At 56.4% G+C, this 23,510-nt stretch carries 17 protein-coding genes and 1 pseudogene; 6 read left to right on the forward strand and 12 right to left on the reverse strand.

What is annotated here, in order from left to right:
• Window positions 1–34 precede the first annotated feature (34 nt).
• From N6P30_RS05165 to lrp, 10 genes are all read right to left on the reverse strand, one after another.
• Window positions 35–565 (reverse strand): anti-virulence regulator CigR family protein, encoded by a 531-nt coding sequence (locus N6P30_RS05165; RefSeq protein ID WP_023292887.1) that lies wholly within the window; start codon window positions 563–565, stop codon window positions 35–37.
• A 123-nt stretch (window positions 566–688) separates the two neighbouring features.
• Entirely contained in the window at window positions 689–1,837 is a 1,149-nt protein-coding gene (locus tag N6P30_RS05170; RefSeq protein WP_008499979.1) for an MFS transporter, read from the reverse strand.
• A 275-nt stretch (window positions 1,838–2,112) separates the two neighbouring features.
• Window positions 2,113–2,976: a dimethyl sulfoxide reductase anchor subunit family protein gene (locus tag N6P30_RS05175; RefSeq protein WP_023292888.1), complete on the reverse strand. Its 864-nt coding sequence runs from the start codon at window positions 2,974–2,976 to the stop codon at window positions 2,113–2,115.
• 1 nt (window position 2,977) lies between these two features.
• Window positions 2,978–3,595 (reverse strand): DMSO/selenate family reductase complex B subunit, encoded by a 618-nt coding sequence (locus N6P30_RS05180; protein WP_023292889.1) that lies wholly within the window; start codon window positions 3,593–3,595, stop codon window positions 2,978–2,980.
• A 10-nt stretch (window positions 3,596–3,605) separates the two neighbouring features.
• Complete coding sequence (dmsA, locus tag N6P30_RS05185) at window positions 3,606–6,050, reverse strand: dimethylsulfoxide reductase subunit A (protein ID WP_023292890.1); 2,445 nt, start codon at window positions 6,048–6,050, stop codon at window positions 3,606–3,608.
• Window positions 6,051–6,261: 211 nt separating this feature from the next.
• Window positions 6,262–7,554 (reverse strand): serine--tRNA ligase, encoded by a 1,293-nt coding sequence (gene serS, locus N6P30_RS05190; protein WP_008499983.1) that lies wholly within the window; start codon window positions 7,552–7,554, stop codon window positions 6,262–6,264.
• A gap of 92 nt (window positions 7,555–7,646) precedes the next feature.
• Window positions 7,647–8,990, reverse strand: coding sequence for a replication-associated recombination protein RarA (gene rarA, locus N6P30_RS05195; protein WP_008499984.1), 1,344 nt, complete (start codon window positions 8,988–8,990; stop codon window positions 7,647–7,649).
• 9 nt (window positions 8,991–8,999) lie between these two features.
• Window positions 9,000–9,614, reverse strand: a complete 615-nt coding sequence (gene lolA / locus N6P30_RS05200; RefSeq protein ID WP_021240884.1) for an outer membrane lipoprotein chaperone LolA — start codon at window positions 9,612–9,614, stop codon at window positions 9,000–9,002.
• Between the two features lie 128 nt (window positions 9,615–9,742).
• The gene (locus N6P30_RS05205) at window positions 9,743–13,411 is read right to left on the reverse strand and encodes a DNA translocase FtsK 4TM domain-containing protein (protein WP_023292891.1); all 3,669 of its coding nucleotides are present in this window, start codon (window positions 13,409–13,411) and stop codon (window positions 9,743–9,745) included.
• A 135-nt stretch (window positions 13,412–13,546) separates the two neighbouring features.
• Window positions 13,547–14,041, reverse strand: a complete 495-nt coding sequence (gene lrp / locus N6P30_RS05210; protein ID WP_000228469.1) for a leucine-responsive transcriptional regulator Lrp — start codon at window positions 14,039–14,041, stop codon at window positions 13,547–13,549.
• A gap of 544 nt (window positions 14,042–14,585) precedes the next feature.
• Here lrp and trxB point away from each other — a divergent pair.
• The 6 genes and pseudogenes from trxB (at window position 14,586) to infA (ending at window position 20,409) form a co-directional block, all read left to right on the forward strand.
• Complete coding sequence (trxB, locus tag N6P30_RS05215) at window positions 14,586–15,554, forward strand: thioredoxin-disulfide reductase (protein WP_021240886.1); 969 nt, start codon at window positions 14,586–14,588, stop codon at window positions 15,552–15,554.
• Window positions 15,555–15,668: 114 nt separating this feature from the next.
• Entirely contained in the window at window positions 15,669–17,435 is a 1,767-nt protein-coding gene (cydD, locus tag N6P30_RS05220; protein WP_023292892.1) for a heme ABC transporter permease/ATP-binding protein CydD, read from the forward strand.
• Window positions 17,435–19,156: a heme ABC transporter ATP-binding protein/permease CydC gene (cydC, locus tag N6P30_RS05225; RefSeq protein ID WP_023292893.1), complete on the forward strand. Its 1,722-nt coding sequence runs from the start codon at window positions 17,435–17,437 to the stop codon at window positions 19,154–19,156. The genes cydD and cydC overlap by 1 nt, the downstream gene beginning before the upstream one ends.
• Window positions 19,157–19,201: 45 nt before the next feature.
• Window positions 19,202–19,906: a leucyl/phenylalanyl-tRNA--protein transferase gene (gene aat / locus N6P30_RS05230; protein WP_008499991.1), complete on the forward strand. Its 705-nt coding sequence runs from the start codon at window positions 19,202–19,204 to the stop codon at window positions 19,904–19,906.
• Between the two features lie 183 nt (window positions 19,907–20,089).
• Window positions 20,090–20,263, forward strand: a pseudogene (locus tag N6P30_RS24620) (hypothetical protein); the annotation flags it as partial.
• Window positions 20,191–20,409, forward strand: a complete 219-nt coding sequence (infA, locus tag N6P30_RS05235) for a translation initiation factor IF-1 (RefSeq protein ID WP_002211347.1) — start codon at window positions 20,191–20,193, stop codon at window positions 20,407–20,409. The pseudogene N6P30_RS24620 and the gene infA, both read left to right, overlap by 73 nt.
• A 207-nt stretch (window positions 20,410–20,616) precedes the next feature.
• Here the strand turns inward: infA and clpA are convergent, their stop codons facing one another.
• Window positions 20,617–22,896 carry an ATP-dependent Clp protease ATP-binding subunit ClpA gene (clpA, locus tag N6P30_RS05240; protein ID WP_014831269.1) on the reverse strand — a complete coding sequence of 760 codons (2,280 nt, stop codon included), beginning with the start codon at window positions 22,894–22,896 and terminating at the stop codon, window positions 20,617–20,619.
• Window positions 22,897–22,923: 27 nt separating this feature from the next.
• Entirely contained in the window at window positions 22,924–23,244 is a 321-nt protein-coding gene (clpS, locus tag N6P30_RS05245) for an ATP-dependent Clp protease adapter ClpS (protein ID WP_006174393.1), read from the reverse strand.
• Window positions 23,245–23,510: the final 266 nt, after the last annotated feature.

Genomic DNA, 23,510 nt, shown 5'->3' on the forward strand with positions numbered 1-23,510 from the left:
GAAAAGGCCCGGTGAGAACCGGGCCTTTTTTATTCTATTTAAAGACGCCGTTAATAACGGAAGTCACAATCGCAGTACTCAGCGCAATTAAGACCAGGTCGTCACCCACTACGCGCCATTCGTAGCCGGGATAGGAAGGAAGCTGGTCCAGCATTGAGGCCGGAACGGCCTTCTTCGCAATACCCGGAGGCAGTGGTTTACCGCGCGCCAGGTTTTTTGCGATCCCCGGGGGCAGTGACTTATAGCCCGTTAAGCCGTAATTCACGGCCAGATGACGGACATGATCGAAGCTCACGCGAGCATCAACGTCATTACCGACATCTTTGCTGTTTTTGAAGTTCTTATCCGATTTTCCAGGGTTATCCTGTCCGCTATTTTGCTTATTACCATGGTTACCGGAGTTACCAGAATTCCCGTTACCATGATTGCCGCCATTACCTTGTCCGCCACCGTTTCCGTGACCACCGCCGTTCCCGTTGCCAGGATTAGCCATGACCGGAGCCGTTGCAAACGTTAAAGACAACACTACGGCAAGTGCGGTAGTGGAAAAACGACGTATAGACATGATTGTTGCCTTTTTGTGGTAGAACTCATTTGAATTATCGCCAGGCGGGAAAAACAAACAATACGTAAAAGTCTTATATGTGACAGGGACAAAAAAGCCTGTCGATGACAGGCTTTTATTTAATCAGGCGTGTGCCACCGGCGTTGGATGTTCGCCCGCTTTACGCAGCAGCATTAAGAGATAAATAAACGACACGCTGGCGATCATGATAAACAGTAAATTGTCGGAATAATTTTGCATCAGCATCGCGGTAAACGTCGGCCCTAATAAGCTGCCAATGGTATAGCTCAGTAAAAGCGCCTGGTTCATTGCCACGAGCTGGTGATGCTCAACTTTCTCACAGGCCCACGCCATCGCGACCGGATAAAGCGTGAAACCTGCCGCCCCAAGAATAAACAGCGCGGGTGCCATCGCGGCATTGCTGAGCATAGCGAGGCATCCCATGATCACCACGAAGACCTGAACGCGCAGCACCAGCAGACGGCCAAAGCGATCAGCCAGACGGCCAATTGGCCATTGTCCAACAATACCCGCACTCACCATCACCGCCATCCAGAAGCCAATTCCTGAGTCGCTGACGCCCTGATGGTTCAGATAAAGCGGCATCAGGCCATAAAGCGAGCCCAGTACAATCCCCGAGATAATGCAGCCGTTAACGCCCAGACGCGCCTGACGCAGCCTCAGCATGGGCCAGACGTGGGTTGCTTCCTGGTGTTCACTGTTCTGGTTCACAATGCGGGTAAAGAGCAGCGGCAGGATTGCGGCCAGCACCATGCCCGTTACCCACGGCAGAACGCTCATCAGGTCGGTTGGCAGCTTGCTCACCATCAGTTGTCCCAGCACGGTGCCGACATAGTAAACCATCATGTAGGCAGCCAGCAGGCGTCCGCGGTTGCGGGAGGTGCCGCTGCACATCAGCGCACTTTCAACGACCACCCAAATCATCGCGCAGCCTACACCGGCGATAAAGCGCCATGCCATCCAGCTCCAGAAGCCGACCATCAGGCCCAGCCCCGCACATCCGGCGGCGAAAATCAGCGAGGCCAGATAATAGCTGCGGTTAAAGCCAAAGCGCTTGATCAGGCTCCCGGTCACCAGCGTACCCAGCAGGTTCCCGGTAAAAAAGGATGAGCTGACCATACCCACCTGCCAGGTCGGTAAGTTTTCATGGGCGAGCCACAGCGGGACGAGCGTATTTAACACTGCGATCGCCAGGGTCAACAAAAGCAGGCCACAGAGCAACAGCAGCACTGGCCGGGTATAGGTGGTCATGGATTAAAAACCGCGAGGAAGTTCAGATTTCGTGCGCATCATGCCACTGGCAAAAACAAAGTCAATCCACTGATTTAGCCGCCTCGCACAATATGTTCCCTGTCGATTTAAAAAACTTATCCTGCTAATGCCACGCCTGCTATAGATATTAATTATGTCTCTGTTTTCATTTATTAATGGGCAAAATTAAAACAAAACGACAGTCGAAAAATTTCATGATCGAAAAAAGAAAAAGCCGGGCACTCTGGCCCGGCTTGATATAACCAAATGCAACGTTAACTGGCGACAGCCATACCAACGGTCATATGCAACCCGTAGAACACGCCGCGACCAATCAGTTCACCCGCCAGTACCAGCACAAAAGCCAGTGATAGCAGCGGCAGCGCCGGCTGATAACCTTTGAGCTGAGGGGCAATCCAGAATACCAGCGCGGCGACCAGCAGAACGATACGCCAGGCCATCAGCGCACCGTAGTCCGGCACCAGGGCAGAGGCCTGCTGAATAGAGCTGTGAATGGTTGCCAGTTCAGAACCCTGCATCAGGGCGACCATCGCACTCACTACCAGCGCCAGCAGCGAAACAGCGGGCAGCAGACGCATTGCCCATCCGTCGACACCCGCCACGCGCAGCAGCAGGTAGCCCAGCAGCGGCCCGCCAATAAACATCGTCAGGAAGAAGCTCATTGGCGTCCAGACGCTGTACCAGGTGGGGACGGTATCGATGGTGTTATAGACACGCACCATCATCCACACGAACACCACGCCCAGCACCATGGTCACAATCAGCCACAGGCTTCGCAGACCCGCAGGCAACTTCTTCATAGCGGCCAGCAGCCAGCCCAGCCCACCGACGGCAAAGAAAATTGCGCCACTGGCAATCTCGTTACTCAGTGATGAGGCCCCCACGCGGTTCAGAGAGTTAAACGCGCGCATCGGCGAACCCAGGTGCAGCGTAGAGGCGATAAAGCCGATCCCCATTAGCACCCACAGGCCAAACATGCTCAACACTAAACGCTGCTGCTGTTCAGCATTGAGCTGACCTTTCAATAACGCCAGCGCGAGCACAATGAAGCCGCCCGCTACGCACTGACCAAAGACCGTGAAGATCATCAGCGGCCATTCATGCCATCCACTTCCCATCTCACACCTCCTTCGGATTTGCCAGGTAGCCGGTGGTGTCACCTGTAGGACGGCTGTTGGCGTTAGGTTTAATCACAATACTCGGCTTCGTGAAGTGCGCAGACGGCAGCGGTGCCACGGCGGCAAGCTGACCGTGTTTTTGACGCAGCTCTTCAATCGGGCCGAAGTCCAGCGCGCGCAGCGGACAGGACTCGACGCAAATCGGCTTTTTGCCATCCGCTACGCGGGTGTGGCAGCCGTCGCATTTGGTCATGTGGCCTTTAGCGGCGTTGTACTGCGGCGCGCCGTACGGACAGGCCATATGGCAGTAACGACAGCCAATGCAGACATCTTCATCCACCACCACAAAACCGTCTTCGCGCTTGTGCATCGCCCCGCTCGGGCAGACTTTTGTACAAGCGGGATCTTCACAGTGGTTACAGGCAATTGACAGGTAATACGCAAAGACGTTCTGATGCCAGACGCCGTTATCTTCCTGCCAGTCGCCCCCGGCGTATTCGTAGATGCGACGGAAGCTCACCTCCGGCGTCAGGTCTTTGTAATCTTTGCAGGCCAGCTCGCAGGTTTTGCACCCGGTACAACGGCTGGAATCAATAAAAAATCCATACTGAGTTGTCATCGGTTACTCCTTAAACCTTTTCAACCTGGACAAGGTTAGTGTGGGATGGGTTACCCTTCGCCAGCGGCGACGGACGCTGTGTGGTCAGTACGTTAATACTGCCTGCCTGGTCGATGCGGTTGGCATCCGGGCTGTACCAGGCCCCTTCCCCTAACGCCACCACGCCGGGCATCATGCGCGGGGTGACTTTGGCTTCAATATGCACCTCGCCGCGACCGTTGAAGATGCGCACGCGATCGCCATTGCTGATGCCGCGCGCTTTCGCGTCCATCGGGTTAATCCACATCTCCTGGCGGCAGGCGGCCTTCAGCACGTCGACGTTACCGTAGGTAGAGTGAACACGCGCTTTATAGTGGAAGCCGGTCAGCTGCAGCGGGAATTTCGCCGTCAGCGGATCGTTATAGTTTTCAAAGCCCGGCGTGTAGATCGGCAGCGGATCGATAACATCCCCTTCCGGCAGCTCCCAGGTGGAGGCGATGTTTGCCAGCGCTTCGGAATAGATTTCGATTTTGCCCGACGGCGTGGTCAGCGGGTTCGCCTGCGGATCTTCACGGAACGCTTTGTACGCCACGTGGTGTCCTTCCGGATCGCGCTGTTTGTACATCCCCTGCTTGCGGAAGGTATCAAAGTCAGGGAGGTCAGGAATTGCCTTACGGGAGAGTTCATGCAGATGGCGCATCCACCCTTCCTGAGTACGCCCCTCGGTGAAATGCTGCTCAACGCCTAGACGTTTCGCCAGCTCAGAGGTCATCTCATAAATGGTTTTGCACTCGAAGCGCGGTTTAATCGCCTGGTCGGTAAAGATCACGTAGGACATGTTGCCGCAGGAGGCGTCCAGCGCGAAATCCATCTGCTCAGAGGCGGTGCAGTCCGGCAGCAGGATATCGGCATATTTTGCCGAGGAGGTCATGTGGCAGTCGATCACCACAATCATCTCGCACTTCTTGTCGTCCTGCAGGATTTCATGGGTGCGGTTGATTTCAGAGTGCTGGTTGATGAGACAGTTGCCGGCATAGTTCCAGATCATCTTGATCGGCACGTCCAGCTTGTCCTTACCGCGCACGCCGTCGCGCAGGGCGGTCATTTCCGGGCCACGTTCAATCGCATCGGTCCACATAAACATGGAGATGCTGGTCTGAACCGGGTTATCCAGCGTTGGCATACGTTCAAACGGCACTTCATATGAGCCTTCACGCGCGCCGGTATTACCGCCGTGAATGCCGACGTTGCCGGTCAGAATGGAGAGCATGGAAATGGCACGGGTCGCAATTTCACCGTTCGCATGACGCTGCGGACCCCAGCCCTGGCTAATGTAGGCTGGTTTGGCTGAGCCAATCTCACGCGCCAGCTGGATGATACGCTCTGCCGGGATGCCGGTGATGGTGGAGGCCCACTCCGGCGTTTTTGCCACGCCGTCGCTGCCCTGTCCTAGAATATACGCCTTGTAATGACCGTTAGCAGGTGCGCTGGCGGGCAGGGTTTTCTCGTCATAGCCGACGCAGTATTTATCCAGGAAAGGCTGATCGACGAGGTTTTCGGTGATCATCACCCACGCCAGCGCTGAGACCAGGGCCGCATCGGTCCCGGGACGGATGGGGATCCACTCGTCTTCACGTCCGGCACCGGTGTCGGTATAGCGCGGATCGATGATGATCATGCGGGCATTGGATTTGGCGCGAGCCTGTTCGAGGTAGTAGGTTACTCCACCACCGCTCATGCGGGTTTCACCCGGGTTGTTACCGAACAGCACGACCAGCTTACTGTTTTCGATATCTGACGGGCTGTTGCCGTCCGCCCAGCCGCCGTAGGTGTAGTTCAGACCCGCCGCGATCTGCGCCGAGGAGTAGTCGCCATAGTGATTAAGATAACCGCCGCAGCAGTTCATCAGGCGCGCCACCAGCGTTTTTCCCGGCGGCCAGGAACGGGTCAGCGTGCCGCCGAGCGTCCCGGTACCGTAGTTCAGGTAGATGGATTCGTTGCCGTACTCTTTAATAAGGCGCTGCATATTGGTGGCGATGATATCGTAGGCTTCATCCCAGCTAATCCGCTCGAACTTACCTTCCCCACGCTTACCGACACGCTTCATCGGATATTTCAGGCGGTCCGGATTATAGACGCGGCGACGCATGGAGCGACCACGCAAACACGCACGAACCTGATGTAACCCTTCGTAGTTATCGTCCCCGGTATTGTCGGTTTCGACATATTTAATTTCGCCATCCACCACATGCATACGCAGCGGACAACGGCTACCGCAGTTAACGGTACAGGCACTCCACACCACTTTTTCCGGCGAAGTGGCCGGAGACAGAGCATCTGCCGCCGACGCCAGTCGGGTAAAAGGGAGCGTGAAGGCACTACTGGCTACTGCCAGGCCGCCTATTGCCGTGGTTTTCATCAACCCACGGCGAGTGACCTCGGCAGCCATTAATGCTTCAGGCGCGTTGATTTTCATAGAGACTCACTTTGGTTGCTCACAAAGAAAAGAGAGGCGGCGCAAACCGCTATGTAGTTTTATATATAACGAATATTATCGTTATCAGCTTTTTATGCTGACTTTCATTCGAAGGAGTATTACTACTTTAGAGGGAGAGGTTATTGCGTCGTATCAAACCAAAGGCATAAAAAAAGCGCCCTGAGGCGCTTTTTTGTTTTAAGACAAATTATTAGCCGATGTACTGCTGGCCTTTCATGTATGGACGCAGCACTTCAGGGATCTCGATACGACCGTCTGCCTGCTGATAGTTTTCCAGCACGGCAACCAGGGTACGGCCCACAGCCAGGCCAGAACCGTTCAGGGTATGCACCAGACGGGTTTTCTTATCAGATTTGCTGCGGCAACGTGCCTGCATGCGGCGCGCCTGGAAATCCCAGACGTTAGAGCAAGAGGAGATTTCACGGTAAGTATTCTGCGCAGGTACCCACACTTCCAGATCGAAGGTTTTGCAGGCACCAAAGCCCATATCACCGGTGCACAGCGCCATACGACGGTATGGCAGACCCAGCAGCTCCAGCACTTTTTCAGCGTGGCCGGTCATCTCTTCCAGCGCGTCCATGGATTCTTCAGGACGGACGATCTGCACCATCTCAACTTTGTCGAACTGGTGCATACGGATCAGACCGCGCGTGTCGCGACCGTAAGATCCTGCTTCAGAACGGAAGCACGGAGAGTGCGCCGTCAGTTTGATTGGCAGGTCGTCTTCGTCGATGATCTCATCACGCACGAGGTTAGTCAGCGGCACTTCCGCGGTTGGGATCAGCGCGTAGTTGCTGCTGTCTGCTTCCTCGTCCAGCGGACGGGTATGGAACAGGTCGCCGGCAAATTTCGGCAGCTGGCCCGTACCGTACAGCGTATCGTGGTTGACCAGATACGGCACATAGGTTTCGCTGTAGCCATGCTGCTCGGTGTGCAGATCCAGCATGAACTGCGCCAGCGCGCGGTGCAGATGGGCAATCTGGCCTTTCATCACCACGAAGCGAGAACCGGTCAGCTTAACCGCTGCCGCAAAATCCAGGCCCGCGTGCATTTCGCCCAGCGTCACGTGGTCGCGCACCTCGAAGTCAAACTCACGAGGCGTACCCCAGCGTTTCACTTCAACGTTGTCGTTTTCATCTTTACCGACAGGCACGCTGTCGTCAGGAATATTCGGGATAGCCAGGGCAATATCACGAATTTCGGCCTGAAGAACATCCAGTTCAGCTTTCGCCTGATCCAGTTCTTCACCCAGCTTGTTCACTTCCAGGCGTAATGGCTCAATATCTTCCCCGCGCGCTTTCGCCTGGCCGATGGATTTCGATCGAGAGTTACGCTCTGCCTGCAGATTTTCAGTTTGTACCTGCAGTACTTTACGACGCTCTTCAAGAGCGCGCAGCTTATCTACATCCAGCTTAAAGCCCCGGCGTGCCAGTTTTTCAGCGACTGCGTCTGGCTCATTACGCAGCAGATTGGGATCGAGCATGCTTATCCTGTGCTTATCGAATTAAAATAGGAAATGTGACCACAGCCTGCGGCCACAAGGATACAATTGCCAACATTACCGCAACGATTGAACTAACGGTAGCGTTTTATAGGGCTATTTTGATCCTGTCCGGCGAGCCAGGTGAGCTTTTCACCAATCTTGCCTTCAAGACCTCTGTTTGTGGGGTGATAATAGCGCGTTTGTGCCATCTCCTGCGGGAAATATTCCTCCCCGGCAGCGTAGGCATTGGGTTCATCATGAGCGTAGCGGTATTCCTGCCCATACCCCATCTCTTTCATCAGTTTGGTCGGCGCATTACGCAGATGAACCGGTACATCGTAGTCCGGGCGTTCGCGTGCGTCAGACATCGCGGCCTTAAACGCGGTATAGACGGCATTGCTTTTCGGCGCACAGGCCAGATAAACAATCGCCTGCGCAATGGCGCGCTCACCTTCTGCGGGTCCAACCCGGGTGAAACAGTCCCAGGCCGACAGCGCGACCTGCATGGCACGCGGGTCGGCATTGCCGACATCTTCTGACGCAATCGCCAGACAGCGGCGCGCGACGTATAGCGGATCGCCACCCGCAGTAATAATACGCGCATACCAGTACAGCGCCGCATCCGGCGCGCTGCCGCGCACGGACTTATGCAGGGCCGAAATGAGATCGTAAAAACGGTCGCCTTTATTATCGAACCGCGCGCTGCGTTCCCCGGCAATTTCGGTGAGCAGTTCCGGCTTCAGCACCCGCTTCCCGGCGTCGTCGACCTCGGCCATGTCGGCCATCATCTCCAGCGTGTTCAGCGCCCGACGCGCATCGCCGTTGACCAACTCGGCAATCGCACGACGCGTCTCGTCAGGCAGAACGATATCCTGTCCGCCGTAGCCGCGCGATTTGTCGTCCATCGCCTGAGTGAGAACCTTTTCGATATCCTCGGTCGTCAGCGATTTGAGCAGGTAAACGCGCGCACGGGAAAGCAGCGCCGAGTTCAGCTCAAACGACGGGTTTTCGGTGGTCGCCCCAATGAAGAAGATCGTGCCGTCTTCAATATGCGGCAGGAAGGCATCCTGCTGGCTCTTGTTGAAGCGATGGACTTCGTCGACAAAAAGAATGGTGCGGCGTCCGGCGTTGCGGTTCTGACGCGCACGCTCGATAGCCTCACGGATCTCCTTCACGCCGGACGTCACCGCTGAGATACGCTCAACGTCCGCGTTGGCATAACGGGCAATCACTTCTGCAAGCGTAGTCTTGCCGGTGCCTGGGGGGCCCCAGAGGATCATGGAGTGCAAATGCCCCGCCTCAATGGCGCGCGGCAAAGGCTTCCCGGCAGCCAGCAGGTGCTGCTGACCGATGTACTGCGCTAAATTTTCTGGCCGCATACGGGCGGCCAGAGGTTGAAACGCGTTATCTGAAAAATCGAGCGACAGATTGCCCACTCACGCCTCTTACTTATTGCGTTGGTCGTCCACCGTTACGCCCTTCGGCGGGGTAAAGGTGAACTTCGATGCATCAACGGCGCCGTTCTGCTGAGATTTGAGCTGATAGCTGCTGCGCTGATCGTCCTGCTCAACCGCGCCGAACTGATTAATGGTACCGTTGGTGCTGACATTGATGGTGAACTGCTTCAGGTTGCCGTTGCTGCCTTTCGGCGTCAGGACAAACTCGTCACCCGTCTGTTTAATATTGTACTGCTGCCAGTCGCTGGCCTGGTTACGGGCAATCAGCATAAATGGCGTATTGCTGGTGGCATCTTTCAGCCAGGTCGCAGTGGCCTGCTCAACGAACGGGTTGTAGAACCATAAGGTTTTACCGTCAGACACCAGGATGCTCTCATCCGGCTGGGTCATGTGCCAGTTAAACAGATTTGGCCGTTTTACCCACAAGTCCCCCTGACCTTCCTGCACCGCGTTGCCGCTGCCGTCCGTCACTTTCTGCGTGAAGCTGGCGTGGAAGCTGCTTACTTTATCCAGTCGGCTTTTAAGGTCGCTGGCTGCATCAGCCCAGACGCTGCTGGCGACAAAACTGGTGAGTAATGCACAGGCGATGGCGATTTTTTTCATTGTTATTCCTTAAAATACGTCTTCCCGAAATGGGGTTTCCGTCTTCTATTCTGGACCTGCCCGGAGGCAGGCGACAGAAGAAAATGCTTAATTTTGGCTGATTTACCCTTCTTTGCAATCGCGGAAGGTTAATCAAACGGTGGCGGAGCCAGCACCTCGCGGTTACCGTTATGCCCCTGCTCGCTCACAATGCCCTGCGCTTCCATCTGCTCGATGATGCGCGCAGCGCGGTTATAGCCGATGCGGAACTGACGCTGTACGCCAGAGATAGACGCTTTACGTTTTTCGGTAACGAAATTTACCGCCTGATCGAATAACGGATCCAGCTCTTCACCGCCGTCAAAGCCACCGCCGCCGCCTTCGCTTTCCGTATCGCTGGTGATGCCATCAACGTATTGCGGACGACCGCGCGCTTTCCAGTCCTGCACGACCGCGTGCACTTCCTGGTCGCGCACGAACGCGCCGTGAACACGCACCGGAGAGGTGGAGTTCGGCCCGGAATAGAGCATGTCACCCATTCCCAGCAGCGACTCTGCGCCGCCCTGGTCAAGAATGGTACGGGAGTCAATTTTACTGGATACGGTAAAGGCGATACGCGTCGGAATGTTCGCTTTAATCAGACCGGTAATAACGTCCACGGAAGGACGCTGGGTCGCCAGCACAAGGTGAATACCGGCCGCACGCGCTTTCTGCGCCAGACGGGCAATCAGCTCTTCCACTTTCTTACCGACGGTCATCATCAGGTCAGCGAATTCGTCGACCAGCACCACGATATAAGGCAGTTTTTCCAGCACCGGATGCTGGGCATCCATGCTGTCACCCGGCTTCCAGTACGGATCCGGAATCGGACGGCCCATGCGCGCCGCTTCGGCGATTTTCTCGTTATAGCCGGCCAGGTTACGCACGCCCAGCGCAGACATCAGCTTGTAGCGGCGTTCCATCTCATTCACGCTCCAGCGCAGGGCGTTGGCGGCGTCTTTCATGTCGGTGACCACTTCAGTCAGCAGATGTGGAATACCTTCATAGACCGACAGTTCGAGCATTTTCGGGTCGATCATGATGAAACGCACATCTTCCGGCTGCGCTTTATAGAGCATGCTGAGGATCATGGCGTTCACACCGACGGACTTACCGGAACCGGTGGTACCCGCGACCAGCAGGTGAGGCATTTTTGCGAGGTCTGCCACCACCGGATCGCCAGCGATATCTTTACCCAGCACCACGGTCAGTGGGGATGGGTTATCACGGAACTTGGTGTTATCCAGCACTTCACGCAGGTAGACGGTCTGACGTTTCTTGTTCGGCAGCTCAAGACCAACGTACGGTTTGCCCGGTATCACTTCCACCACGCGCACCGCAACGGTTGACAGCGAACGCGCCAGGTCGCGGGACAGGTTGGAAATACGCGCGGCTTTTACGCCCGGCGCCAGGTTCAGTTCAAAACGGGTGATCACCGGACCCGGCGAGTAGTTCACCACGTCCGCCTTGATACGGAAGTCAGCCAGACGGGCTTCAACCAGACGGGCCATCTGCTCCAGCGCAAACGTATCAACCGGCTCGACTTCAGCTGGCGGCGGCGTCAGCAGATCCAGCGACGGCAGCGGCGTGCTTGGACGCTGCAGCGGACGGCTGTCACCGTTACGCATCAGCAGCGGGTGAATCAGGCTCTCCTGCGGCTGTGGCGCAGGCTGCTGGAACTGCTGTTGCTGCGGCTGCTGTGGTTGCACATACGGCTGTTGAACAGGTTGCTGTGTGTAGGTCGATGGTGACGGCTGGCGCACAGGCTCAGCTTCCGGCATCACGCTCGGGGTAAATAAAGGCTCGCTTGGGCCATCATCCACCAGATCTTTCATCGGCGAGAATTCAAAGTCCGACAGCGAGAATGGATTTGCCCCTGCCGGCTGTTCACCGGAGTAACGCTGCTGCTGCGTTGCCGCAAACTGGCGCGCTAATTCGGCTTCTGCCGCATCATCTTCGTCTTCCAGCGCAGGTTCGTCGTGCTGATAGTCTTGACCGTAGCGCTGATTCTGCTGCGCAGCGAACTGGCGGGCCAGCTCGTCCTGCTGCATTTCATCAGCATCATCGTCGTACTCAGACTCGCGCGCTTTTTCTTCAGCCATGCGCTGGGAAGGCAGCTTGATGCCATAAGAAGCAAGCTCACGGCGGGTTGGCACGCGGACGCGGTTAGGACGAGGCAGTTGCGGACCAATCCCCTCTTTCACCTGAGGACGCGGTGCGCCCCCTGTTGCCAGGCTAAAGACCGGTGCCGCCGCTGCTGCGGCCGCAGTAGCCTGCTTAACGCCTTCCGCTACGGGTGCTACAGCAGGCGTCGGGTCGACCGGCGGAACAGAAGGCGCCTTCGTAACCGGCTCCTGCACCGGTTCAGGCACAGGCTGATACCAGGCGGCCAGCTGTTCGCGTTCACGCGCACGGCGCTCTTCGACTTCTTCGAAATAGTACAGCGGTGGACGCGCAGGCTTCACCTCTTCCACGATTTCAGGCTCAGGTTCAGGCTGCGGTGCAACGTAAGGCTGCACAGGTTCAACGGGTTCAGGCACGTACTCCTGATAAGGCTGGGACACTGGCTGCTGATATTGCTGCGGTGCATACTCAGGCTGCGGCGGCTGATAAGGCTGCTGCCACTGTTCCTGCTGCACGGGGATGTAGCTTTCAGGTTCAGGCGCAATAACGGGCTCCGGCGTATGAACACCCGGCGCAGTCTGCCAGTCAACCTGAGGTTGCTGAATAACGGATTCCGGCGGCGGGACCGGCGCGGATGGCATCACGGCGTCGACAGGCGCGGCATACGCCTGCGCAGCGGTCGTCGCGGCGGCGGCAGCCGCAACCGGCTCGGTAACCGAGTGGCCGTTCAACAGTGGATCGTATTCGTCGAAGTCACCCGGCGTGGCACGGCTACCGGAAAAAAGCACATCATCAGGATCGACGGCGGTCTCTGCGGCACGGTACTCAACCTGCTCGTCTTCATCCATGCGTTTACCGGAGAAGAGCGCCGCATCGGTTTTACGGCCCAGCGGGTTGGCAAATTTCTCAGCAACACGCTGGCGACGCGCCAGCGCACCGCGCAGAATTCGGGCACGACGAGACTCGCGACGCTGCACAGGCGCATCGTCTTCCTCTTCATCTTCGTATTCGTCTTCATCCACCCACGTATCGTCACGACGGGTACGGTTACTGGCGAAGGTCAGAATGGTGAGGATAAAGCTGCCAATTTTCTCGGCAATGCTCACCCAAGACCAGCCGGTAAACAGCGTCAGCCCGGCGGCCCAGATGCACAGCAGCGCCAGCGTGCCGCCGCTGCTGTGCAGCATCGGCTGAAGCGCGGAACTTAATAAGCTGCCGATTACCCCGCCAGAGGCGAAGTACCAGATATCATCCGCATTGATCGCTGCCAGCCCGCAGGAAGTGAGAATCAGCGCCAGCGCGCCAATCAGGCGCAGCGAGACGGCGAAATAGTCGATGTAATCATCGTTCTGACGATGACGCCACGCAAACCAGCATCCGCCAATGATAATGACGGGAAGGGTGTAGGCCATCACACCGAAAATGAAAAACAGCGTGTCCGCAAGCCAGGCACCGGGGACACCGCCTAAATTATGGATAGGCTCATGCCATGCAGTTTGTGACCAGCTGGGATCAGAGGGGTTGAAACTGAGTAAGGCTGCCATCAGCCAGACGGCAAAAAGGGCAATAACAATCAGCAAAGCCTCGAGGAGACGACGTCCGCTGCTTAGCTTCGATAGTGTGACTTCTTTGTCTTCAGTGTATTCCTGGCTCAAGAAAGGCTCTCCAGGTATCAGGCATATCCTGCCTGTTTGCTAAAACGGACAACAGCGCCGGGACTCCCCGGCACTGTTGCTGTATGGATTAACAGGAGTGTAATCAAACTACGCTGATTTTGCACCTGTTCCGTGTTAGCGCGTCTTAATAACCAGACGATTGCTCTGTTTGACCTCTTCCATTACCACATAAGTACGGGTGTCGTTCACGCCCGGCAGACGCAACAGGGTTTCCCCCAGCAGCTTACGGTAGGCGGACATATCAGGCACACGGGTTTTCAACAGGTAGTCGAAATCACCGGACACCAGATGACACTCTTGAATTTCTTCAAGTTTTTGTACAGCGGCGTTAAATTGCTCAAATACATCCGGCGCACCACGATTCAGAGTAATCTCAACAAATACCAGAAGTGAGGCATCCAGATAATGCGGGTTCAGCAGAGCCGTATAGCCCTGAATAAAACCCTGTCTTTCCAGTCGGCGCACACGCTCAAGGCACGGCGTCGGGGAAAGTCCCACACGTTTTGAAAGCTCGACGTTGGAAATACGCCCATCCTTTTGCAATTCATTCAGAATGTTACGATCGATACGGTCGAGATCTTTGCCAGGGCGCTTCTTGCTATCTACCATTATTATTGTCTCTCTGTATTCCTTCCCTACTCCTGCCTGGACCCTGTGCACATCACTGTTCAGAGCCTGTACCCGTTAGTCATCACATCGCCTGGTTTTGTATTAGACGCGATGCGGATTCGGGTTCTGTTGGTAAGAAGACCGTTGCCCGAAGGCTGTCACCGACATCACGTATGGCGTCTGTCCACGCCATGCGTAGATTTCACTGACCCGGTAAAAATGGCATTTACGTGCATGCCTATGCGGCATACGGTTAACGCGGTTTTTTTTCTTCCTTGAATGTTTTCGCAAAAGCGCAGGGGATTGTCAAAGCAAAACATCGTTTTTTAGTACAACATGCCGGATATTCATTACGACAGGGTATTAATCCTCATTTTATTGCCTTATAAACGACCGGTTTTCTTAAGAAAACGTGATGTTATCGCGCGCGATTCATCGTCCACGGCTATTACACAGATTGATATCAAAATTGCTGCGCTCTTTTTTTACGGCAACAAATTCCCTACAATCCAGCCAAATGTCTGCCAACAACAATGGGGATCTCATGGGCACGGCCAAACACAGTAAGCTGCTAATCCTTGGTTCTGGACCTGCGGGATATACCGCGGCGGTCTACGCTGCACGCGCTAACCTGCACCCGGTACTCATCACCGGTATGGAAAAAGGCGGTCAGCTGACCACCACCACCGAAGTGGAAAACTGGCCAGGGGACCCGAACGACCTGACCGGGCCGCTGCTGATGGAGCGCATGCACGAGCATGCCGCTAAATTCGAAACCGAAATTCTGTTCGATCACATCAACAAGGTCGACCTGCAGAACCGTCCGTTCCGCCTGACGGGTGACAGCGGTGAATACACCTGTGACGCGCTGATCATCGCTACCGGCGCCTCTGCCCGTTATCTCGGTCTGCCATCCGAAGAAGCGTTTAAAGGCCGCGGGGTTTCTGCCTGCGCCACCTGCGACGGTTTCTTCTATCGCAACCAGAAAGTCGCGGTTATCGGCGGCGGCAACACTGCCGTGGAAGAGGCGCTGTATCTGGCCAACATTGCCTCTGAAGTGCACCTGATCCACCGTCGCGAGACCTTCCGCGCGGAGAAGATCCTGATCAAACGCCTGATGGATAAAGTGGCAAGCGGCAACATCGTGCTGCACACCAACCGCACCCTGGAAGAGGTGACGGGCGACCAGATGGGCGTTGCCGGTCTGCGTATCCGTGATACCCAGAACACCGATAACGTCGAAACGCTGGAAGTGGCGGGTCTGTTCGTGGCTATCGGCCACAGCCCGAACACCGCGATCTTCGAAGGCCAGCTGGAGCTGGAAAACGGCTACATCAAAGTGCAGTCCGGCATTCACGGTAATGCGACTCAAACCAGCATCCCGGGCGTATTCGCGGCTGGCGACGTGATGGACCATATTTATCGTCAGGCGATCACCTCTGCGGGCACCGGCTGTATGGCCGCGCTGGACGCTGAACGCTACCTCGATGGACTGGCTGAACAAGGTAAATAATCTTTACAAGTCAGTAACAAACGTAAATAAAGGCGACGATAAGTCGCCTTTATTGTCTCCCCGTTGTAACATTGCGCTGCCCAACTTCTAATAACGTCACCTGCAAAGTACGCAATGGAAAAAACCCGTCAACAAGAGTTAACACGCTGGCTGAAACAGCAAAGCGTTCTTTCCCGCCGCTGGCTTACGATTTCCCGTCTTTTGGGTTTCGTCAGCGGTCTGTTGATTGTTGCCCAGGCATGGCTGCTGGCCCGCATTCTTAATCACATGATCATGGAGAACATTCCACGCGAAGCGCTCCTGCTGCCCTTTATTGTCCTGATCCTGATTTTTATCCTGCGCGCCTGGGTGGTGTGGCTACGTGAGCGTGTCGGTTTTCACGCCGGACAGCACATCCGCTACGAGATCCGCCGTCAGGTGCTCGACAGGCTTCAGGAAGCCGGGCCCGCGTGGATCCAGGGTAAACCGGCCGGTAGCTGGGCGACGCTGATCCTTGAGCAGATTGACGATATGCATGACTACTACGCGCGCTATCTGCCGCAGATGGCCCTTGCCGTCTTCGTTCCGCTGCTGATCGTGATCGCCATCTTCCCGGTGAACTGGATGGCGGCGCTGATTCTGCTGGGCACCGCCCCGCTGATCCCGCTGTTTATGGCGCTGGTCGGCATGGGAGCTGCGGATGCCAACCGCCGAAACTTCCTGGCATTGGGTCGCTTGAGCGGTCATTTCCTCGATCGCCTTCGCGGCATGGAGACGTTACGCATTTTTGGCCGCGGTGAAACAGAAACCGAAAATATTCGCCTGGCGTCGCAGGACTTCCGTCAGCGCACCATGGAAGTGTTACGCCTCGCCTTCCTGTCCTCCGGCGTACTGGAATTCTTCACCTCACTGTCGATTGCCCTCGTGGCGGTCTACTTCGGCTTCTCCTACCTCGGCGCGCTGGATTTCGGCCATTACGGCACGGCGGTGACCCTTTCCGCCGGTTTCCTGGCGCTGATCCTGGCGCCGGAGTTTTTCCAGCCGCTTCGCGATCTGGGGACCTTCTATCACGCCAAAGCCCAGGCGGTTGGCGCCGCCGATAGCCTGAAAACGTTCCTGGAAACGCCGCTGGCCCACCCGGAGCGCGGTGACGTCACGCTGAATGCTAAAGATCCGGTGACCATTGAAGCGCAGGGCTTTTCCATTCTGTCGCCCGAAGGCAAAGTGCTCGCCGGTCCGCTGAACTTTACCTTACCTGCCGGACAACGCGTGGTGCTTGTCGGCATCAGCGGTTCCGGGAAAAGTTCTCTGCTGAACGCGTTGTCCGGATTTATGGCCTACACGGGTTCACTGCGGATCAACAAAACCGAACTGCGTAACCTCGATCCTGACGCCTGGCGTAAACAGCTCAGCTGGGTAGGCCAAAACCCGCAGCTTCCCGCCGCGACGCTGCGCGAAAACGTGCTTCTGGCGCGCCCGGACGCGCGTGAAGATGAGCTGCAATCGGTTCTCGACCGCGCCTGGGTCAGCGAATTTCTGCCGCTGCTGCCGCAAGGGGTGGATACCGTAGTCGGCGACCAGTCCGCCGGGCTGTCGGTCGGGCAGGCGCAGCGTGTGGCCGTTGCCCGCGCGCTGCTTAACCCATGCCAGCTTATGCTGCTGGACGAGCCCGCAGCCAGCCTTGACGCACACAGCGAGCAGCGCGTAATGGAAGCGCTTAACGCCGCCTCCCTGCAGCAAACCACCCTGATGGTCACCCACCAGCTGGAAGGGATTGCCGACTGGGACCAGATCTGGGTCATGGAAAACGGCCGTATTGTTGAGCAAGGCGACTACGCCTCTCTCGTTGCCGCCCAGGGGCCATTTGCGACCCTGCTGGCGAACCGTCAGGAGGATATCTGATGCGCGCTCTGCTGCCTTATCTTGCGCTCTATAAACGCCACAAATGGATGCTGACGCTGGGGATTGTGCTGGCGATTGTCACGCTGCTCGCCAGCATCGGCCTGCTCACGCTTTCCGGCTGGTTCCTGTCGGCCTCGGCCGTCGCGGGGTTCGCCGGATTATACAGCTTCAACTATATGCTTCCGGCCGCCGGGGTTCGCGGTACCGCCATCACCCGTACTGCCGGACGCTATTTCGAACGGCTGGTCAGCCACGACGCCACTTTCCGCGTGCTGCAGCACCTGCGTATCTATACCTTTAGCAAACTGCTGCCCCTCTCCCCTGCCGGGCTGGCGCGTTTTCGTCAGGGCGAATTGCTTAACCGCGTGGTGGCGGACGTTGACACGCTGGATCACCTTTACCTGCGCGTGATTTCCCCGATCGTGGGCGCGTTTGTGGTGATTGTGGTGGTCACGCTGGGGCTGTCTGTTCTGGATGTTCCCGTTGCGCTGACGCTGGGCGGGATCATGCTGCTGACGCTTATCGTTCTGCCGCCGCTGTTTTACCGCGCCGGGAAATCCACCGGGGAAAACCTGACGCGCCTGCGCGGGGACTACCGCCAGCAGCTGACCGCCTGGCTTCAGGGGCAGGCAGAGCTGACCATTTTTGGTGCCAGCAAGCGCTACCGCGCGCGGATGGAAAGTACGGAGTTGAACTGGCATGAGGCCCAGCGCCGTCAGTCGGAACTGACGGCCTTCTCTCAGGCGCTGATGATGCTGATCGGCGGCGTGGCGGTGATTGCCATGCTGTGGCTGGCTTCCGGCGATATTGGGGGAAACACACAGCCGGGTCCGCTTATTGCCCTTTTCGTTTTCTGTGCGCTGGCCGCGTTTGAAGCGCTGGCTCCGGTGACGGGCGCCTTCCAGCATCTGGGGCAGGTCATCGCCTCTGCCCTGCGCATCACCCAGATTGCCGAGCAGGAGCCTGAAGTCACGTTCAGTGCCGGGCAGACCGCTGTCCCTGAGCAGGTTGCGCTGACGCTTGAAGATGTTACCTTCAGCTATGACAAACAGGCGCAGAACGCGCTGGACGGTATCACCCTTTCTGTGAATGCCGGCCAGCGGATTGCGATCCTCGGCCGTACCGGCTGCGGTAAATCGACGCTGCTGCAGCTGTTGACCCGCGCCTGGGACCCGCAGCGCGGTCAGATTCGTTTTAATAATACGTTGCTGACCGATTTCAGCGAGCAGGCCCTGCGCAAAACCGTCAGCGTCGTTCCGCAGCGGGTGCATCTGTTTAGCGCCACCCTGCGCGATAACCTGCTGCTGGCTGCGCCAGAGGCCTCTGATGATGTGCTTCGCGCCGTGCTGGAACAGGTCGGTCTGCATAAGCTGCTTGAGGGCGATGGACTGAACAGCTGGCTCGGTGAAGGCGGTCGTCAGCTTTCCGGCGGAGAGCTGCGCCGTCTGGCGATTGCGCGCGCGCTGCTGCACGATGCGCCGCTGATGCTACTTGACGAACCTACCGAAGGGCTGGATGCCACGACCGAGAGCCAAATCCTTGATTTGCTGGCCAATGTCATGACCGGTAAAACCGTCCTGATGGTTACGCACCGCCTGCGCGGACTGGCGAGTTTTGATCGGATAATTGTGATGGACAACGGACACATTATTGAGCAAGGTAGTCACGCAGAGCTGTTGGCGAAACAGGGTCGCTACTTCCAGTTTAAACAGCGTCTGTAGACTATATTTGTAGCGTCCTCACTCGCGTACTGGAGTTTTGCTGTCATGCGCCTGGTCCAGCTTTCTCGTCATAACATCGCGTTCCCTTCTCCAGAAGGGGCGCTGCGTGAACCCAATGGGCTGCTGGCCCTTGGTGGTGACCTCAGCCCTGCGCGGCTGTTGATGGCGTACCAGCGCGGCATCTTCCCCTGGTTTTCTCCCGGCGACCCGATTTTATGGTGGTCTCCCGATCCGCGTGCCGTGCTGTGGCCAGAGCAGTTTCACCTGAGCCGCAGCATGAAGCGTTTCCATGCAAAATCACCGTACCGCGTCACCCTGAACCACGCCTTTGGTCAGGTCATTGAAGGCTGTGCCGAAGACCGGTTTGAGGGAACATGGATAACCCGCGATATCATTACCGCTTACCACCAGCTTCACGAGCTTGGCTACGCGCACTCCATTGAGGTGTGGGACGGCGGAGCACTGGTCGGCGGCATGTATGGCGTGGCGCAGGGGACGCTGTTTTGCGGTGAGTCGATGTTCTCCCGCGCGGTTAACGCCTCGAAAACAGCGCTGCTGGTCTTCTGCCAGGCATTTGCCCAGCGCGGCGGACGCCTGATCGATTGTCAGGTGCTCAATGAGCACACGGCTTCCCTCGGCGCCGTTGAGATACCGCGACGCCAGTACATCGAGCATCTGGATGCCAGTCGTCAGGAAAAGCTCCCGCGCGACTTCTGGATACCGAGAACGCTCTTTATGCCCAATGCCTAAATGTTTTCCGCATATTTTTTGTGAGGGTGTTATAATTACGCCGCAGAGTAGCTTCTGCCTGTTGCCCCGCCGCCGTTTGGGACCTTCGCTTCAGATAACGTCCTGACGTTTATCCTGTTGTATCCCCTTTACGAATGCGCTTTCCGTTCGGTTGTACCGTGACGCTTGGGCAATGCGCCGAAACTGTTTTGCTGCGTTTCAAACGCGCAATTCTTTACTTAATTGATGAATTTCGGCATTATCTTGCCGGTTCAAAACTTGGTAGTGATACCCCAGAGGATTAGATGGCCAAAGAAGACAATATTGAAATGCAGGGTACCGTACTTGATACGTTACCTAATACCATGTTTCGCGTAGAGCTGGAAAACGGTCACGTGGTAACTGCGCACATCTCCGGTAAAATGCGCAAAAACTACATCCGCATTTTGACGGGCGACAAAGTGACTGTTGAACTGACCCCGTACGACCTGAGCAAAGGCCGCATTGTCTTCCGTAGTCGCTAATTGTTTTCGCCTGTAATGGCAGATGAATATTTAAAAGGTCGGGTTAAACCCGGCCTTTTTTATTTGTGGCTTTAATTTGGCTATGCCGGGGGATGTATTTTTTGGCAACCTGGTGGCCTCATCCCAGCCCTCTTCCACAGGGAGAGGGCGAAAGGCAGGCATAAAAAAACCGGGCTATTGCCCGGTTTTTAAGACCTACGTAAGAAATCAGTGAGCCGCTTCCGGCTTGTGCTTCGCTGCACTCTGGAAATCGTACGTCAGTTCGTTCTTCGCCTGATCCAGCGCCACGGTCACCTGGCCGCCGTCCACCAGCGAGCCAAACAGCAGCTCGTTCGCCAGCGGTTTCTTCAGGTTGTCCTGAATCACGCGCGCCATCGGACGGGCCCCCATCGCACGGTCGTAGCCTTTCTCGGCCAGCCAGTTGCGGGCCTCCTGGCTTACTTCCAGCGACACGCCTTTCTGATCCAGCTGAACCTGCAACTCGACGATGAACTTGTCCACGACCTGATGGATCACCTCGGTAGAGAGGTGATCGAACCAGATAATGTTGTCCAGACGGTTACGGAACTCCGGCGTGAAGATCTTCTTGATCTCCTCCATCGCATCGGTGCTGTTGTCCTGGTGGATCAGGCCGATGGATTTACGCTCGGTTTCACGTACCCCGGCGTTGGTGGTCATCACCAGCACCACGTTACGGAAGTCCGCCTTGCGCCCGTTGTTGTCGGTCAGCGTCCCGTTGTCCATCACCTGCAGCAGGATGTTGAACACGTCCGGGTGCGCTTTCTCGATTTCATCGAGCAGCAGTACCGCGTGCGGATGCTTGATCACCGCGTCGGTGAGCAGGCCGCCCTGGTCAAAGCCCACGTAGCCCGGAGGCGCACCAATCAAACGGCTGACGGTGTGACGCTCCATATACTCGGACATATCAAAGCGCAGCAGCTCAATGCCCAGTGCTTTAGAGAGCTGAACCGTTACCTCGGTTTTCCCCACGCCGGTCGGGCCGGCAAACAGGAAGGAACCGACAGGCTTGTGCTCATGCCCCAGTCCTGCGCGGGCCATCTTGATCGCTTCGGTTAAGGCCTCAATGGCTTTATCCTGACCAAAGACCAGCATTTTCAGGCGATTGCCAAGGGTACGCAGCGTGTCGCGGTCGCTCTGAGAGACGCTCTTCTCAGGGATACGCGCGATGCGGGCCACCACGGACTCAATATCCGCCACGTTAACGGTTTTCTTACGCTTGCTGGCCGGCATCAGGCGCGCACGGGCCCCGGCCTCATCAATCACGTCAATCGCCTTATCCGGCAGATGACGGTCGTTGATGTATTTCACCGCCAACTCCACCGCCGCACGCACCGCTTTCGCGGTGTAACGCACGTCGTGGTGCGCTTCATACTTCGGCTTCAGGCCGTTGATGATCTGCACCGTTTCCTCGACGGACGGTTCGGTCACGTCGATCTTCTGGAAGCGGCGCGCCAGCGCGCGATCTTTCTCAAAGATGTTGCTGAACTCCTGGTAGGTGGTGGAGCCAATCACGCGGATCTTGCCGCTGGAGAGCAGCGGTTTGATCAGGTTAGCCGCATCCACCTGGCCACCGGAGGCCGCCCCTGCGCCGATGATGGTGTGGATTTCATCGATAAACAGGATGCTGTTGGTGTCCTGCTCCAGCTGTTTTAACAGCGCCTTGAAGCGTTTTTCAAAATCACCACGGTATTTGGTGCCCGCCAGCAGCGAGCCGATGTCCAGCGAGTAGATGGTGCAGTCGGCAATCACTTCCGGTACGTCGCCCTGCACAATGCGCCAGGCAAGGCCTTCGGCAATCGCGGTTTTACCCACGCCAGATTCCCCCACCAGCAGCGGGTTGTTCTTGCGGCGACGGCACAGCACCTGGATCGCGCGCTCCAGCTCTTTATCGCGACCAATCAGCGGGTCGATACCGCCAACGCGAGCAAGCTGGTTAAGGTTGGTGGTGAAGTTTTCCATACGATCCTCCCCGCCTGCTTGCTCTTCATTGTTATTGACCTGATTGCTGGAATCCGATGCCTGGTTAGGCTCGTCTTTGCGCGTTCCGTGAGAGATAAAGTTAACCACATCGAGGCGGCTGACTTCGTGTTTGCGCAGCAGATAGGCAGCCTGTGACTCCTGCTCGCTGAAGATGGCGACTAAGACGTTTGCGCCAGTCACTTCACTACGTCCGGAAGACTGGACGTGGAATACCGCGCGCTGCAGCACGCGCTGGAAGCTGAGCGTCGGCTGCGTGTCGCGCTCTTCTTCACTGGCAGGCAGCACCGGTGTGGTTTGTTCGATGAAGGCTTCGAGTTCCTGACGTAGCGCCACCAGATCCACGGAGCAGGCTTCCAGCGCTTCGCGGGCAGATGGGTTGCTAAGCAGTGCGAGCAGTAAATGCTCGACGGTCATAAACTCATGTCGGTGCTCACGCGCTCTGGCGAAAGCCATGTTTAAACTGAGTTCCAGTTCTTGATTGAGCATAGGCACCTCCCCCAATTTTATGCCTTATCAGGCCTTTTCCAGCGTACACAGCAACGGATGCTCGTTCTCCCTCGCATAGTCGTTCACCATCGCCACTTTGGTTTCCGCCACTTCGGCTGTGAAGATGCCGCAGATAGCTTTGCCACGATAGTGAACGGTAAGCATCAGTTGCGTTGCACGTTCTACATCATAAGAAAAGAACTTTTGTAGCACGTCAATAACAAATTCCATCGGCGTGTAATCATCGTTCATTAACATAACTTTATACATAGATGGCGGTTTTAGCGCGTCACGCACTTTGTCTTCCGCCAGCTGGTCAAAATCCAGCCAGTCGTTGGTCTTACCCATTTTGCATAACCACTTTGAATCTACCTCAGATGTTAGATAACAATCATCTATTACTGTCATCCGCGATGTCTGTCACAAACTGTTGCAATAGCGTTAACTGCTTCAAACTTTGGTTGATTATTGTCCCATCTCCAGTGCCAAACGCTTGACGACGTCTTTCGTTTCTCTAAATTGTACAAGCGTGAGATGGCGAGGTTTTGAACAGCCCCCACTCCACCACCGGTTCATTCCATCTTAACTTATAAGATTTACGAAGGATGTCGAAG

It is taken from the genome of Enterobacter sp. PL1, assembly GCF_945957325.1.
Lineage (GTDB): Bacteria > Pseudomonadota > Gammaproteobacteria > Enterobacterales > Enterobacteriaceae > Enterobacter > Enterobacter roggenkampii.